We start from the raw sequence: 14,892 nt of genomic DNA, 5'->3' as shown, positions 1-14,892 counted from the left end.
GCACCACTGTCGTGGTGCCTACTCTTTTACCTTTATCCTGCGCTCACACTGAATGTAATCTCATGTGCAACGCGGCTTCGGGTGGGAGAAACTCCGCTTGCGGCCCAAGTACCTCCTGGAGGAGGCGCTACGGGCGGTAGTGCCCATAACAGTAACACCCGCAGAGTTAAGAACCAAATCGCGGTGTTGAAGTGCGTGTCGGCGCGCTCATAGCGGTGCTACGTGCGGACGTGGAGCTGGTCGGTACCCCGCTGGTCGCCGTCCTTCGTGTCGAGGCAGAGCTAGTCGTCGCCGCGGATCCACCCACTGTTGCTGTGCTGCTCGTCGTAACGCTCGCGGAAGTCTCAACCTTCGGCTCGCAGTCCTTAACGGGAGTGAGTGCTCCCCCTTCAAGGGCCTCGGTAACGGCACGATCCACGCCGGCCGCCAAGACGTTTAAGGCGGGAATGGCCTTCTCTGCACTCGCACCGGGCATGGTGACTTCGATGGCAAGGCCAATCGAGCCGCCGTTACCGGTATCGCGCACACCTACCTGGCGGTGCGTATAGCCGTTGTCTTCCTCAGATAGTCCCCAGCCACCTTTGGCACGAGTATTGGGCAGCTTGTCCAAACCATTGTCCTGCCACGCCACGATCTCATCCATGGCCTCGTAGACGTATTCAGCCTCTGGTATGCACGGCAGGTGTGAGCCAAACACGGCTTGGTCCTTGAGCAACCAACGCGAATATCCAAATGGCTCCTCCAGCTCACCAGTGGAGCCATAATCATCCAGAAGTTCCTTCAGCGCACTGCTGACATCGCCCTCATTCCATTGCACGTGGGACCACAACGCGTAGGCAGCATCATTGTCCGATTCTTTGATGGCCAAGTCCACAAGGTCGGGGCTTGCGCCGTCGCGCAGCGCCGCGATAGCAATCGGCACCTTGACCGTGGACCATGTCGGCTCCTCCCCTGGCAATCCTGCCTGCACCACGCCAGCGTTATCGGCCACAGCGACACCAGCCCGGATGTCGTACTCCTTGTACTCGCTTTCAACTTCGTTGATCACGTTGCGCAAAGCAGCTTTCAGGTCATAATCGGAGGCTTGATCTGACCCCTTCGCTCCCCGCACTGAGGTTACTTCAGCGCTTAGTGAGTTCTCCGCTGGCTTGGAGCAACCGCTAACCGTCGCGCCCGTAGCCAGGCATACGGTCAGCAGCGCGGCGCCGAGGCGTCGGCCGCGTTCCGTTCCTTCGAAGGTCACAAAACCTCCTTGAGGAAGCTGCCGGTGTAGGAACCTTCAACCTTGGCAACATCTTCGGGGGTACCTTGAGCCACGACAGTGCCGCCGCCGGAGCCACCCTCCGGCCCCATGTCAACAATCCAGTCAGCAGCCTTGATGACATCGAGGTTGTGCTCGATGATGATGACTGAATTGCCCTTGTCGACGAGGCTTTGGATAACGAGCATCAGCTTGCGAATGTCCTCGAAGTGCAAACCAGTAGTGGGCTCATCAAGGATGTAAACCGTGCGGCCCTTCGTGCGTTTTTGAAGCTCAGAGGCAAGCTTCACGCGCTGTGCTTCACCACCCGACAAAGTCGTGGCTGCCTGTCCCAGGCGCACATAGCCCAATCCAACCTCGACCAAGGTGTTGAGGTAACGGTGGATAGAGGTGATCGGTTCGAAGAACTCGGCCGCCTCCGTAATGGGCATGTCGAGGACCTCGGCAATGTTCTTGCCCTTGTAGAGAACCTCGAGGGTCTCACGGTTGTAGCGTGCGCCCTGGCAAACCTCACACGGCACGTACACGTCCGGCAAGAAGTTCATCTCAATCTTGATGGTGCCGTCACCCTGGCAAGCCTCGCAGCGCCCGCCCTTGACGTTGAAGGAGAACCGTCCCGGCTTGTAGCCACGGACCTTGGCCTCTTGGGTCTCAGCGAAGAGGTTACGAATCTTGTCAAAGACACCCGTATACGTCGCCGGGTTGGAACGCGGAGTACGGCCAATGGGGCTCTGATCCACCTGCACCAACTTATCCAGGTGTTCAGTACCTTCCACGCGCTTGGCGCGGCCTGGTACCTGACGGGCACGGTTGAGCTTGTTCGCGAGGGTCTTGGCCAGAATCTGGTTGACCACCGTGGACTTGCCCGAGCCAGACACACCTGTGACGCACACAAGGACGCCCAGCGGGATCTCCACGTCAATCCCCTTCAGGTTATTCTCGCGTGCACCAACCACCTTGAGCATGCGGTCACGGTCAATCGCACGGCGTGATTCCGGTACGGCGAGCACTTTCTGCCCGGAGAGATACTGGCCGGTGAGAGACTCCTCCACCTTCTCAATGCCGGCAGGTTCGCCTTGATACACCACTTGCCCGCCAAACTCACCGGCACGGGGTCCGACGTCAACCAGCCAATCCGCCTCCCGAATGGTGTCCTCGTCGTGCTCAACCACGATGAGGGTGTTGCCGATATCGCGCAAGCGTTTGAGGGTCTTAATGAGACGCTGATTATCGCGCTGATGCAGGCCAATAGACGGCTCATCCAGCACGTAGAGCACTCCTGCTAGGCCCGAACCAATCTGGGTGGCCAGGCGGATACGCTGCGCCTCACCGCCAGAGAGCGTCGAGGCGCCGCGGTCCAACGTGAGGTAGTTCAAGCCCACGTCAAGCAGGAACCGCAGACGGGCCTGAATCTCCTTGAGCACAGCACCGGCAATGATTTCCTCCCGGTGACCAAGCACCAGCGAGTCGAGGAACTCAGCGGCGTCTTCGATAGACAGCGCGCTCAAACCAGCGATGGACTGCTCACCATGCGCAGTGGAGGCCAAGCGCACAGCAAGAATCTCGGGCTTCAGACGGGTACCACCACAGGTCGGGCACGGCACCCGGCGCGTGTATTGCAACAGGCGGTCCTTCTGCGATTCGGAATCCGTCTGTTCCAATTTGCGCTCTAGGAAGCCAATCGCGCCTTCGAATGGTGCGCTCCAGTTACGCTGGCGGCCGTAGCGGTTCTTGTAGCGCACCGTCACTTCGACGTCGGATCCGTAGATCAGTGCGTGACGCTGCTCCTTCGTGAGCTCCGAAACTGGAGTTTTCGGATCGAAGCCTAGGGTCTTACCCAGCCCTTCCACCAGCTTGACAAAATAGCGCGAATTCGGGCTCGAGGTCCACGGTTGAATAGCCTCCACCGCTGGGGCATCCGGGTCCGGGATAAGCAGGTCAACGTCCACCTCAAGGCGCGTGCCTAGGCCATCACAGTCCGGGCAGGATCCAAAAGGAGCGTTAAAGGAAAAGGCGCGCGGCTCGTACTCTTCCACGGTCAGGGTGTGGCCATTCGGGCAGGCAGCCTTTTCCGAGTACGTGTGAGTCAGCTCTTCGCGGTCGACGAAGTCGAGTGTCACGAGGCCTTCAGCAAGCCGCAGCGCCGTTTCTACCGAGTCCGTAAGGCGCTGCTTCTGAGAAGCCTTGACTTGCAGTCGGTCCACCACAACGTCGATATCGTGCTTGATTTGCTTCTTGAGCTTGGGCGGATTGCTCAATTGATGCAGCTCACCGTCGACACGCACGCGGGAGTAACCCTGCGCCGCTAAGTCCTTAAACAAGTCCACAAACTCGCCCTTGCGGTGGCGCACCACGGGTGCCAGAACCTGGAACTTCAGCTTTTCCTCGTGGCCTAAAACCTCGTCCACGATTTGCTGCGGGGTTTGGCGCTCAATAACCGCGTCACACTCCGGACAGTGTGGCGTGCCCGCACGAGAGAAGAGTAGGCGCAGGTAGTCATAGATTTCCGTAATCGTACCGACGGTGGAACGCGGATTGTGGTTGGTGGATTTTTGGTCAATGGAGACTGCCGGGGACAATCCATCAATAAACTCGACATCCGGTTTATCCATCTGTCCCAAGAACATGCGCGCATAAGAGCTCAAGGACTCCACGTAGCGGCGCTGGCCTTCGGCAAAAATGGTGTCGAAGGCCAGGGAGGACTTGCCTGAGCCAGACAAGCCGGTAAACACCACGAGCTTGTCGCGCGGGATATCGATATCCACGCCCTTGAGGTTGTGCTCGCGTGCGCCTCGTACGACCAAACGATCAGCCACTGATTGTTGCCTTCCTACACAAGAGAATGTTGGCTATGGGAGTTCTCGATCAGAATCTACCCGTAAGGTGGGGTACATGAACAACGCGGTTGAACTTCATAAAATTTCCGTTTCCGAGATGGACAACCAGTGTTACCTGCTCTGTGCAGGAAATGAGGCGTTGCTTATCGACGCCTCAGCGGACGCCCCCGCACTCCTCTCCCTCGCTGAAGATCACGGGGTCACCATCACCGCTGTACTGACCACGCACCGTCATTGGGACCATGTCCGCGCTCTGGAAGAGGTCTTGGACAAGACTGGGGCGACTCACTACGCATCTTTCCTTGACTCCCCAGCTTTGCCGGCGCCTGTCGACGTCGAACTGGAGCACGGCGACACCCTTCCCTTCGCCGGGCACGAGTTCCCCGTCCTCATACTCCGGGGCCATACCCCCGGTGGCGCCGCGATTGCCGTTGAGATCGATGGCGTAACGAACCTTTTCGTTGGCGATTCGCTCTTCCCTGGCGGCGTAGGAAAGACGACGTCGGAGGGAGACTTCGTGCGTCTGTACAAGGATGTCACCCAAAGGATTTTTGATGTCTACCCGGACGAGGCAATTGTCCGTCCCGGGCATGGAGACTCCACCACCCTGGGCGCAGAGCGCCCGCACTTGGAAGAGTGGTGGGAGCGCCGATGGTAACAGCGATTGTTGTTTAATCCGCGTACTATAGTGTGGCGAACGTCTTTACATATCTAATGAATGGAGCACGTCATGATTCGTAAGCTCGCCCGTCCTATGCTGGCCTCCGTGTTTGTCTGGGATGGTGTGGATACCCTCCGCAACACCTCGGAGCACGTCGCGGACACCGAGTCCGTGCTCAAGCGCCTTCGCAAGGTGCTGCCCCGAGAGTACGCAGGCTACATCCCCAATGATCCGGAGCTCGTTACCCGCGCGCTGGGAGGCGCCAAGACTGCTGCCGGTACCACCCTGGCTCTGGGTAAGGCTCCGCGCACATCGGCTGCTGTGTTGGCGTTGACCCACGTGCCGAACCTCACCGGTAATGCTTTTTGGTCCGCTGATTCCAAGGAAGAGAAGGAATCCAAGCGCACTAGTTTCCTCACCAACACTGCACTGCTTGGCGCGCTGGCCATCGTCACCCAGGACACCGAGGGCAAGCCTTCCCTGCGCTGGCGCACCGCCAAGGCCTCCGAGCGCGCCAATAAGAAGATTCAGGCCGCGCTGCCGGGTAAGTCTGAGCAGCAAAAGTTCGCCGAGGACGTGTCCAACCGTGCCAGCGACATTTCCTCTGAAGTGACTTCTAAGGCCAATGACTGGTTCGAAACCGCCAAGGATTATGTCGAGGACAACCGTGATGACTGGGAGTCCACCGGCCGCGACTTCCTCGATAACGCCCGCTCCTTCGTCGAAGAAACCGCGGAAACCGCTCGTGAGTTCTTCGATGACAACAAGGACGACTGGCTCAATGCCGCTCGTGAGAACACCGAAACTGCTCGCAAGGGTTTGGTGAAGGCCGCTGGCAAGGCTCAAGACCGCGCTGATGCTGCCCTGGCCCAGGTCGACTCCGTCGACAGCAAGCGTGCACAGAAGAAGGCGCGTAAGCGTGCTGACAAGCTGCAGAAGGAAGCCACCAAGAAGTTGGACAAGGCCTTCAAGAAGTTTGGTGACCGTTTCTAAACGTCACGCCTAAGCTGCGGATAGTCTCCGCACAAACACTGCACTTCTCGTTGCGGTAGAGAGGACAACGGCTCAGCGAGTATGCTGGGCCGTTGTCTTTTTTCATGTCCCTCTCTGTGCCTCTGTTCCACGAGAAGCCGTCGTACGCATCCAAGGAGCCTTGTGTCTGAATCTTCCTCTGCCACTCACACCGAGATGTGCGCCGAGCAGTCTTATATCGATAGTCTCTTTGCACGGCTCGACAACGAGGTGCAGACAGCGAATGAGCGCCTCAACGAGGTACAGGCAGCTGTGGACCCGCATACGCCAGATGCAGATGCTCTAGTGCGCCGCGAAACGGAATATCACGGTCTGCAAGCGAAGCTCGACCGGCTCAACGTCGCTCAACTCGGCCTCGTGTTCGGCCGCATCGACATCGATGCGCCTGGTGATAACCCCACACCGGAAGGCCTGGATCGCCGCTATATCGGCCGCATGGGTCTTGATGCCCGCGAAGAGGACTATCGCACGCTTCTTCTGGACTGGCGCGCACCGATGGCCCGCCCCTTCTACCTCGCCACCACCGCGCACCCAGAGGGCGTGCACGTGCGCCGTCATATCCGCACGACCGGCCGGACCGTCACCGGCATTAACGATGAGGTTTTGGAAGGCGAAGCCGGCATTGAACGGAGCGATGTTGCCAGCGAATCCGCTCTACACCACGTCATGCAACGCGCCCGCACCGGGCACATGCCATCCATCGTGGAGACCATCCAACGTGAACAGGATGAAATCATCCGCGATAACACTCGTGGCGTCATGGTCGTCGAAGGCGGTCCGGGCACCGGCAAGACGGCGGTGGCGCTCCACCGCGCGGCGTATCTGCTGTACACCTACCGCGAACAGCTCGCCGCTACTGGTGTGCTCATCGTGGGTCCCAACTCCACGTTCCTCGACTATATCTCCCGGGTGCTGCCGGAACTTGGTGAAACCGGTGTCGTGCTCTCCACTATTGCGTCCCTCTTCCCTGGAATCGACGCGACCCACTCGGAGTCTTTGCTGGCACGCGAGATCAAGGGTTCTGAGGCTATGGCAGAGATTCTGTCGAACGCCGTCAAGGATTACCAGCGTCTTCCGGACGAACCTCGTACTGTCGACATCGATGGCCTTGAGCTCACCGTTACCGCCGACATGGTCAAGGCGGCTCGTACCCGCGCCCGACGCTCCCGCAAGCCCCATAACGACGCCCAAGGAGCTTTTGCTGAGCATCTCATCGAATCCTTGGCGCAGCACATGGCGGAGCGCATCGGCGCGGATCCGCTGGGTGGGGAGAACCTGCTCTCCCGCGCGGACGTGGACCAGCTCCACGACGATTTGGCTGAAGAGCCACTCATCGCGGAACTTATCGAGGAGTACTGGCCGCACCTGTCCCCCACGGAGGTCCTTGCCACGTTGCTTAGCAGCACTGCCCGTATAGACTCTGCTGCTAGCGCGTATGATGATGAAACCCGTGAGGCTCTCTACCGTGAGGACGGCACCGCGTGGACATCGTCGGACGCGGCGCTTCTCGACGAACTCGCGGTTCTTATCGGAATGCCGGACCCGGAGGCTGCACGCGCTGCCGAAGACAAGCAGTGGCGTGAACAGGTCGCCGAAGCCGAGGATGCACTCGACATTTTGAGCTCCTCTGATTCGACAGACAACGATGATGACATGTTCGAGGCGGAGATTCTCTCCGCACACGACGTCATCGATGCCGAGCATCTCGCCCGCCGCCAGGAGGTGCGTGATTCTCGTACGACTGCGCAGCGAGCCCGTGAGGACTACACCTGGGCCTATGGCCACGTCATTGTCGACGAAGCACAGGAGCTCACCCCCATGGAGTGGCGCATGATCTTCCGCCGCAGCCCGTCGCGGTGGATGACGCTCGTGGGCGATACCTCTCAGACCGGATCCCCAGCAGGGGTCGATGAGTGGGCAGAAACGCTCGAGCCGTTTGTGGGCGATCGCTTCCGACAACACGGCCTCACGGTCAATTACCGCACCCCACGCCCCATCACGGAGCTAGCAAATCAGCTGTTGGAAGAGATCAACCCGGATGCCACACCGAGTATTGCGGTGCGCGATGGCGTCGACGTCATCTGGCACCGCGGGGTAACGAGTGCGGATACAGTACAAAACACGCCGGGAACGTTTACGGACGCTCAAGGCCGCTTGCATGCCGTGATCACCGCGGACACTGTGGAGGACATCAAAGGCCTCGAGTTTGACCACGTCGAAGTAGTGCATCCCGATGACATCGTGGCAGCCTCGCCCCAAGGAGTACACAACCTCTATGTGGCGATAACGCGCGCAACGCAGTCATTGACCATCTCTGGCCGCTACTCGGAGGTTTTCCGATAATCTGGTGCGCATGGCACTTTCCGATATCGCCCGCAAGATCGAATCTTCCACCAACTCCTTCACATTGAAACGTTCGGCACGTCAAGGCTGGCGTCCGTCCGTCACTGGTTACTCCGGGTACGGCAATGCCGAATTCGTGCACGTGTTAGGCCGAGTGCTGATGCACGATCCCGAATCGGAAAGTTCCAGAACGTGGGCGCAGCGCGGCTACCGCCAGTTCTTCACCATCCAGGTACCACGCCATGAGGTGGAGGTCACTGTCGGTGGAAAGACAGTGTCAGGAACGACCAACCACAACGGCTATATTGATGTCCTCGTCCACAATCACGGTCTTGAAGCCGGTTGGCACGAGGTCACCATCCGCGCAAAGGGCGCGGATGAGGTTACTGCGGACGTGCTCATCGTGGGGGAAGCCGTAGAGCTTGGTGTGGTAAGCGATATTGATGACACCATCATGGTGACGTGGTTACCACGCGCGATGATTGCTGCGTGGAACTCGTGGGTCAAGCGCACCGATAAGCGCGCTCCTGTAGCAGGTATGGCCAGCTTTTATCGGGACATCGCGGAGAAGCACCCTGGAGTGCCGTTCATCTACCTCTCCACCGGTGCGTGGAACACGTACGACACCTTGGTGACCTTCATGGAAGAAAACGGCTTCCCACGCGGCCCGCTCTTGCTCACAGACTGGGGCCCGACCCCTACCGGACTCTTCCGCAACGGTCAGGAACACAAACGTGTGCAGCTGCGTAACTTGTTCATTGCCTTCCCGAAACTACGGTGGCTGCTCGTTGGCGATGACGGCCAGCACGATCCCTTGACCTACGCCGATGCAACGGCCGAGCACCCGGACCGGGTGGCAGCGGTAGCGATTCGCAATCTTTCACCGCAAGAGCAATTGCTCTCCCACGGCTCGCTCGCGCCGCTCGTCAAAGCAAACGAGACGGGGTCCTTTGATATCCCGCTCATTCAGGGCGCCGACGGTCATGTTCTCGCTCGCGCCTTCCACAAGCTCCGCCTATAGGCTTGCCCTCCCCCCTCAAAAAACGACACAGCGCGCGGCCCCCTGACCAAGGGGAACCGCGCGCGGCCGATATTGTGTCTTAGTTGACGGTGTGGACGATCATCACGTCGCAGTCAGACTGGCGAGCCACATCCGCCGGGACGGAACCCAGCAGACGGCCGGTCAGGGAGTTGATACCACGGTTACCCACGATGAGCAGGTCAGCCTTGTTGTCGTTGACGATGGACATCAGGGCCTGCACCGGGGTGCCCGGGCGAACAGCGGTCTCGACCTTCGTCGCACCGAACTGCTCTGCGTGCTCCTTGCCAGCGGTGAGGTTGGCCTGAGCCTTCTCATCACCAAGGATGGTTACGGAATCCTGGCGCAGAGTCTTGGACGCCTGCTCCTGGTTCTCGTAGTAGGCACAGCCGATAATGAGGGTGGCATCGAAGGCTGCGGCGATCTTGGCGGCGCGCTCCACTGCAAGCAGGGAGGACTTGGAACCGTCGGTACCGACCACGATCTTGTTGTAATCGCTCATGATGACCTTTCTTCGCGAGCCCTCACGCACACGGGGCTCGGTTGACAATCAAATAAAGTTTTCGCGCACCCGCTAGTCTAACAACGCGGGCGCCACCACGTCGATCGGAACCCCTAGTCCTCGGTGGTGTTGACCACAACGACGTCAGCATGCGCCTTGCGGGTCAGCTCCGTAGCCACTGAGCCGAAGACTCGGCCACGCACGGAATGGATGCCCTTATTACCCACGACGAACAGGTCAACGTTGTAATCGCGGCCCACCTCGATGAGGGCATTCACAGGGTCGCCCGACTTTGCGATGATTTCGATATGCTTCGCTCCCTCATTGTGAGCAATTTCAGCAGCGTTGTTGAGGTAGCTTTCGGACATCTCCTCGCTCACCACTGGTAGGCGAGCATCCTCCGAGTTCGGGGCGCCCAACATGGAACCGGAGTGGTTGTAGAACGCAGAAACGATGATCAAGGTGGCGTCGTAGGCGCGCGCCATCGATGCGGCGGACTGCACCGCACGCAAGGACGTCTTCGAGCCATCGGTGCCGACGGCGATAACGTTATAGCTCAGCATAATTCTCCTTATAAGTAGCGTTTAATCTGTTTCTAGTATGACACGCCAACCCACAACAAGGGCGCTCATTTTCACCTAAATTCCCGCTTCCCTGAGACCGCGCTGTTCCTTCTTCAAATCCGCAATCTCGTCGCGCAGGCGCCCCGCCAACTCAAACTTGAGCTCGCGCGCGGCGTCCCGCATTTGGGACGTGAGATCGTCGATAAGCGCCTGCACTTCATCTGCTGCCATGCAGGACACATCGCGCTTCTCGACGATTGACGTCGGATCCCCATCCGCACCGTCCTCAGCGCCGTCACCATCCTCATAGACTTGGTCGAGAATATCCGCGATCTTCTTGCGCAAAGGTTGAGGATCAATGCCGTGCTCGGTGTTATAGGCAATCTGCTTCTCGCGGCGGCGCTCGGTTTCCTCGATAGCCTCTTGCATTGAATCAGTAATCTTGTCCGCGTACATGATGACCTCACCGGAGACGTTTCGAGCGGCACGGCCAATGGTCTGAATGAGCGATGTTGTCGAGCGCAGGAAACCTTCCTTATCAGCATCGAGGATGGCCACGAGGGACACCTCCGGAAGGTCAAGCCCCTCACGCAGCAGGTTGATGCCGACGAGCACGTCGAACTCTCCCAAGCGCAGCTGCCGCAAGAGTTCCACACGCTGCAGCGTGTCGATATCCGAGTGCAGGTAGCGAACCTTGATGCCGTGCTCCAGCAGATAGTCGGTGAGATCCTCCGCCATGCGTTTGGTCAAGGTCGTAACGAGGACGCGCTCCTGCTTGGCGGTGCGGGCACGGACCTCATCAATCAGGTCGTCGATCTGTCCCTTCGTGGGCTTGACCGTCACCTTCGGATCCACCAGGCCGGTCGGGCGAATGACCTGCTCCACGAACTCGCCGCCGGAAGCCGTCATCTCAAAATCACCCGGGGTCGCAGACATGTACACGGTTTGCCCCACGCGATCCTCGAACTCGTCGAAGGTCAACGGGCGGTTATCCACCGCCGAGGGCAGGCGGAAGCCGAACTCCACGAGGTTGCGCTTGCGGGCCATATCGCCCTCAAACATGCCGCCAATTTGCGGAACGGTGACGTGGGACTCGTCGATGATGGTGAGGAAGTCCTCGGGGAAATAATCCAACAGCGTTGCTGGTGCCGAGCCGGCTGGACGGCCATCGACGTGGCGAGAGTAGTTCTCAATTCCGGAGCAGAAACCGACCTGCTCGATCATTTCCAGATCGTACTCAGTGCGCATGCGCAGACGCTGCGCCTCGAGCAGCTTGCCGCGGTTTTCCAAGTCCGCAAGACGCTCCGCCAGCTCTTCCTTGATGTCCTCGATGGCGCGAGCCATGCGTTCGGGACCGGCGACATAGTGGGTCGCTGGAAAGATGCGAACCTCGTCGACCCGCTCGATGACATCTCCGGTCAGCGGGTGAATGTAGTAGAGCTCATCCACGTCATCGCCGAAGAATTCGATGCGCACCGCGCGCTCCTCATAGGCGGGGATGATGTCCACGGTGTCGCCCTTGACGCGGAACGTACCGCGGGTAAAGCCCACGTCATTGCGCTCATATTGAATATCAACGAGCAGGCGAAGGAAGCGGTCGCGGTCAATCTCCTCGCCTTCCTCGAGCACCACGGAACGGTCCAGGTAAGACTGCGGGGTGCCGAGGCCATAAATACACGACACGGACGAGACCACGACGACGTCGCGGCGCGAGAGCAGCGCCGAGGTGGCGGAGTGGCGCAGGCGCTCCACGTCCTCATTGATGGAGGAATCCTTTTCGATGTACGTATCGGTCTGCGCGATATAGGCCTCAGGTTGGTAGTAGTCGTAGTAGGACACGAAATACTCGACGGCATTGTGAGGCAGCAGCTGGCGCAGCTCGTTGGCCAGCTGCGCTGCCAGGGTTTTATTCGGTGCCATGACCAAGGTGGGGCGCTGCTGCTTCTCAATCAGCCACGCGGCGGTGGCGGACTTACCCGTACCCGTGGCGCCCATGAGAACAACATCGCGCTCGCCGCGCGTGAGGCGCTCATCCAGTTCTGCAATCGCCGTTGGTTGGTCACCAGCGGGTTGATACTCTGATTCGACCTTGAACTCGCCGGAACGGCGCTCGACTTCACCGACGGGGCGGTGTTCAGAAACGGGCAGGATGGGATGTTCAGCAGCGAAAGCCATGCCGACCAGTCTAACGCGTCTTTAGGGCAAGGCGGCACGGGTCGAGCGCAGCCAGTCCTCCAGCTCACCTGTCGTCTCCCAGAGAGCATAGACCGGAGAGGATTCTGGTTCCATCGCTCTATTCATTCGCTTGCGCAACCAAGCCTTGGTCTGCGGGGTGCGCAACATTTGCACATCGTCCAGACACAAGCCGGCGGGAAGTTGATCGGGCGGCGTCGTGGCAAGGGCCCCAAGAGCGATAATGACTTCGGCATCATCGACGTCTAGGGGTGTATCCACACAGGAACGCTTAAAGTTGTCGAGATCGAAGGAGCCATCACGAATATCCGCGAGCACGGCGCACGCGGCGTGATTATCGAATGGTCCAACATCCCAGGTTCCCATGGAGGATGAGGTTAAGCAGTGAATGTGAACGACGCGGGAGCGAAAGGTAAATTTTGTCTACCAAGTCCTTTAAATGTTGCTGCGCTGTTTTAGAATCGGCAGTCATGAAGTTTCGTTCCCTTGCTAGCGCGGTAACCGTGACCGCTCTCCTCCCCGTCGCCCTCGTGGCACACGCCCCTCACGCCCTTGCTGCTCCCTGCACGCCGTACTCCAAATCCGGCAGTTTCACTTCGAAGCCTTCTGGCCCCGCAGGTGGCTCCTCAGTGGGCGGACTAAGTGCACTGTTCAATGGCTCGTCCAAGCCGTCGCAGCCTGAGCGCTCCACTACTGGCCAGCGCAGTAACTATAACCAGCGCCAGATCACCGGCGGCCCAACCCAGATCATGCAACTCATTACTGGCGCCGGCTCCCCCAACCGTACGGATCTTGACTTCGGTGTTTCCGGTACGGACCTCGGCATTGCCTACGCGGATGATGCTGGGCATTCCTACTACGTCTTCGGTGACACCATGGATTGTGTCGGCGAAGGTGATGGCTGGCGCTCCAATGTCATCCTGCGGACCACCGACCAGGATTACGGCGACGGTCTGAGTCTCGATGAAGCGCTCACCAATAGCGGCTGGTCAGGCTCCGGCCGCGCGAAAGAATTCATTCCCTCTCAAAAAGTCGGCGATGCCGACACTAACGGTGAGCGCACGACCATCCCTACGGCCGGCATTGCGGTCGACGGCGTGCACTATATCGATTACATGTCGGTACGCTCCTGGCATGACCCGAAGACCGGCTGGTCCACCAACTATGCTGCGACGGTGAAGTCCACCGACGGTGGTGTTACCTGGCACGCGGTTCCGGAGGCGACCCGCACCAACGCCAGCCACGGGTCACACGCGCCCATCCCGGGCGGAGCAAACTACCAGGACGGTTTTGAGAAGCTTCAGCAGTCGGCTTACGTCGAATACGGCGATTACGTTTACCGCTTTACCACCGGTCAAGGCCGCCGCGGCCCGGCGTACCTTTCCCGCGCGCTCAAGTCCGAGTTCCCTAACGAAGATGCCTTCGCCTACTACGCTGACGGGTCCTGGGTGGAAGATCCATCCCAGGCGAGCGTCGTGCTTGATGGCAAGGTCTCTGAGCTTTCCGTCGCCTACAACGATTACCTAGGCAAGTTCGTCACGATGTATGGCGTCGAGGGCGAGGGAATTGTCATGCGCACGGCGGATTCTCCCGAGGGCCCGTGGTCGCCACGCCGCAAACTTGTCGACGAATCCACGGCCAAGGTCATTAGCGGTGAGCCCCTCAATGACACGTACGCTCCCTACGTGCTGCCACACCAAGATGACCAGCACCTCTACTACACGCTGACCTCATGGCGCGATTACAACACCATGCTCATGCGCACGGATCTTGACTTCGTGGGCGAGGACATGGAAAACAACGATCACATCGCTGTCTCTGACGTCGTGGCGACGCGCTAGCTAAAAGCGACGCTTCAGCTCTTCAACGGCCGCCGCAACCTGCGCATCCAGCGCCTCGCGGGGGCCGTTGTTGTCAATGAGGACGTCGGCTGCTGCGCGACGAACATCATCAGGAATCTGCGCCGCAATGCGGCGGCGCGCGTCGTCTTCCTCAAGCCCCCGAAACTCCACGAGGCGGCGCACGCGTTCTTCCACATCGACGTCCACGACGATGGTCGCGTCCATGTCCTTATGCAGGCCATTATCCACCAACAGAGGCATGTCATAGACCACAAACTCCTCGCCAGCACGGCGAGCAGCGGCGAATCGAGCTTGCGTTTCCTCATGGATGCGGGGATGGGTAATGGAATTGAGAAGGTCCGTCTTCTCCCGGCTCGCAAAGGCACGCGAGGCAAGCAGGCCTCTATCGAGCGAGCCGTCTGCGCGCAGGATATCCTCCCCAAAAGCCTCTGCCAGCTCCGCTAGTGCGGGCTGACCAGGTTCGACGATGTCGCGGGCGATCCGGTCGGCGTCGACAAGCGCCCAGCCCTGCTCCACCAACAACTGTGCCACTGTGGATTTGCCGCTACCGATACCGCCAGTGAGTCCAATGAGTTTCATACCGGCCCACGATACGCCAG

The 14,892-nt window shown here is 59.5% G+C and carries 12 protein-coding genes; 5 read left to right on the top strand and 7 right to left on the bottom strand.

Annotation, left to right across the window (positions count from 1 at the left end; genetic code table 11):
* Positions 1–166 precede the first annotated feature (166 nt).
* Entirely contained in the window at positions 167–1,243 is a 1,077-nt protein-coding gene (locus tag I6J72_RS04155) for an S-adenosylmethionine synthetase (protein WP_204100026.1), read from the bottom strand.
* Positions 1,240–4,077 carry an excinuclease ABC subunit UvrA gene (gene uvrA, locus I6J72_RS04150; protein ID WP_204100025.1) on the bottom strand — a complete coding sequence of 946 codons (2,838 nt, stop codon included), beginning with the start codon at positions 4,075–4,077 and terminating at the stop codon, positions 1,240–1,242. The genes I6J72_RS04155 and uvrA overlap by 4 nt, the downstream gene beginning before the upstream one ends.
* 76 nt (positions 4,078–4,153) lie before the next feature.
* On the opposite strand from uvrA, the gene I6J72_RS04145 reads away from it, so the two are divergent.
* The 4 genes from I6J72_RS04145 (at position 4,154) to I6J72_RS04130 (ending at position 9,155) form a co-directional block, all read left to right on the top strand.
* Entirely contained in the window at positions 4,154–4,756 is a 603-nt protein-coding gene (locus I6J72_RS04145; protein WP_204100024.1) for an MBL fold metallo-hydrolase, read from the top strand.
* A 72-nt stretch (positions 4,757–4,828) separates the two neighbouring features.
* Entirely contained in the window at positions 4,829–5,752 is a 924-nt protein-coding gene (locus I6J72_RS04140) for a DoxX family protein (RefSeq protein ID WP_204100023.1), read from the top strand.
* A gap of 195 nt (positions 5,753–5,947) precedes the next feature.
* Complete coding sequence (locus tag I6J72_RS04135) at positions 5,948–8,134, top strand: AAA family ATPase (RefSeq protein WP_204100425.1); 2,187 nt, start codon at positions 5,948–5,950, stop codon at positions 8,132–8,134.
* A 10-nt stretch (positions 8,135–8,144) separates the two neighbouring features.
* Positions 8,145–9,155 carry an App1 family protein gene (locus tag I6J72_RS04130; protein WP_204100022.1) on the top strand — a complete coding sequence of 337 codons (1,011 nt, stop codon included), beginning with the start codon at positions 8,145–8,147 and terminating at the stop codon, positions 9,153–9,155.
* A gap of 79 nt (positions 9,156–9,234) precedes the next feature.
* Here the strand turns inward: I6J72_RS04130 and I6J72_RS04125 are convergent, their stop codons facing one another.
* The 4 genes from I6J72_RS04125 to I6J72_RS04110 all read right to left on the bottom strand — a co-directional run bounded on the left by I6J72_RS04125 (position 9,235) and on the right by I6J72_RS04110 (position 12,797).
* The gene (locus I6J72_RS04125) at positions 9,235–9,675 is read right to left on the bottom strand and encodes a universal stress protein (protein WP_039675608.1); all 441 of its coding nucleotides are present in this window, start codon (positions 9,673–9,675) and stop codon (positions 9,235–9,237) included.
* A 113-nt stretch (positions 9,676–9,788) separates the two neighbouring features.
* Positions 9,789–10,238, bottom strand: coding sequence for a universal stress protein (locus I6J72_RS04120; protein ID WP_039675610.1), 450 nt, complete (start codon positions 10,236–10,238; stop codon positions 9,789–9,791).
* 75 nt (positions 10,239–10,313) lie between these two features.
* A complete protein-coding gene (gene uvrB, locus I6J72_RS04115; protein WP_204100021.1) occupies positions 10,314–12,413 on the bottom strand; it encodes an excinuclease ABC subunit UvrB in 2,100 nt (699 codons plus the stop codon).
* A gap of 21 nt (positions 12,414–12,434) precedes the next feature.
* Positions 12,435–12,797, bottom strand: a complete 363-nt coding sequence (locus tag I6J72_RS04110; RefSeq protein WP_204100020.1) for a DUF4259 domain-containing protein — start codon at positions 12,795–12,797, stop codon at positions 12,435–12,437.
* A 104-nt stretch (positions 12,798–12,901) separates the two neighbouring features.
* Here I6J72_RS04110 and I6J72_RS04105 point away from each other — a divergent pair, with 104 nt between their 5' ends.
* A complete protein-coding gene (locus I6J72_RS04105) occupies positions 12,902–14,272 on the top strand; it encodes a DUF4185 domain-containing protein (RefSeq protein ID WP_204100019.1) in 1,371 nt (456 codons plus the stop codon).
* Here the strand turns inward: I6J72_RS04105 and coaE are convergent, their stop codons facing one another.
* Positions 14,273–14,872 carry a dephospho-CoA kinase gene (gene coaE, locus I6J72_RS04100; RefSeq protein WP_204100018.1) on the bottom strand — a complete coding sequence of 200 codons (600 nt, stop codon included), beginning with the start codon at positions 14,870–14,872 and terminating at the stop codon, positions 14,273–14,275.
* Between the last annotated feature and the right edge of the window lie 20 nt (positions 14,873–14,892).

It is taken from the genome of Corynebacterium sp. FDAARGOS 1242, assembly GCF_016889985.1.
GTDB classification, from domain to species: Bacteria; Actinomycetota; Actinomycetes; order Mycobacteriales; family Mycobacteriaceae; genus Corynebacterium; species Corynebacterium minutissimum_B.
Note: the sequence above shows the minus strand (reverse complement) of the source record. Positions and strands in the feature narration are given on the sequence as shown.

Bases quoted from the DNA above. Each gene is read 5' to 3' on its own strand.
- I6J72_RS04145 (WP_204100024.1), top strand. From the start codon at position 4,154: ATGAACAACGCGGTTGAACTTCATAAAATTTCCGTTTCCGAGATGGAC.
- I6J72_RS04140 (WP_204100023.1), top strand. From the start codon at position 4,829: ATGATTCGTAAGCTCGCCCGTCCTATGCTGGCCTCCGTGTTTGTCTGG.
- I6J72_RS04135 (WP_204100425.1), top strand. From the start codon at position 5,948: ATGTGCGCCGAGCAGTCTTATATCGATAGTCTCTTTGCACGGCTCGAC.
- I6J72_RS04130 (WP_204100022.1), top strand. From the start codon at position 8,145: ATGGCACTTTCCGATATCGCCCGCAAGATCGAATCTTCCACCAACTCC.
- I6J72_RS04125 (WP_039675608.1), bottom strand. From the start codon at position 9,675: ATGAGCGATTACAACAAGATCGTGGTCGGTACCGACGGTTCCAAGTCC.
- I6J72_RS04120 (WP_039675610.1), bottom strand. From the start codon at position 10,238: ATGCTGAGCTATAACGTTATCGCCGTCGGCACCGATGGCTCGAAGACG.
- uvrB (WP_204100021.1), bottom strand. From the start codon at position 12,413: ATGGCTTTCGCTGCTGAACATCCCATCCTGCCCGTTTCTGAACACCGC.
- I6J72_RS04110 (WP_204100020.1), bottom strand. From the start codon at position 12,797: ATGGGAACCTGGGATGTTGGACCATTCGATAATCACGCCGCGTGCGCC.
- I6J72_RS04105 (WP_204100019.1), top strand. From the start codon at position 12,902: ATGAAGTTTCGTTCCCTTGCTAGCGCGGTAACCGTGACCGCTCTCCTC.
- coaE (WP_204100018.1), bottom strand. From the start codon at position 14,872: ATGAAACTCATTGGACTCACTGGCGGTATCGGTAGCGGCAAATCCACA.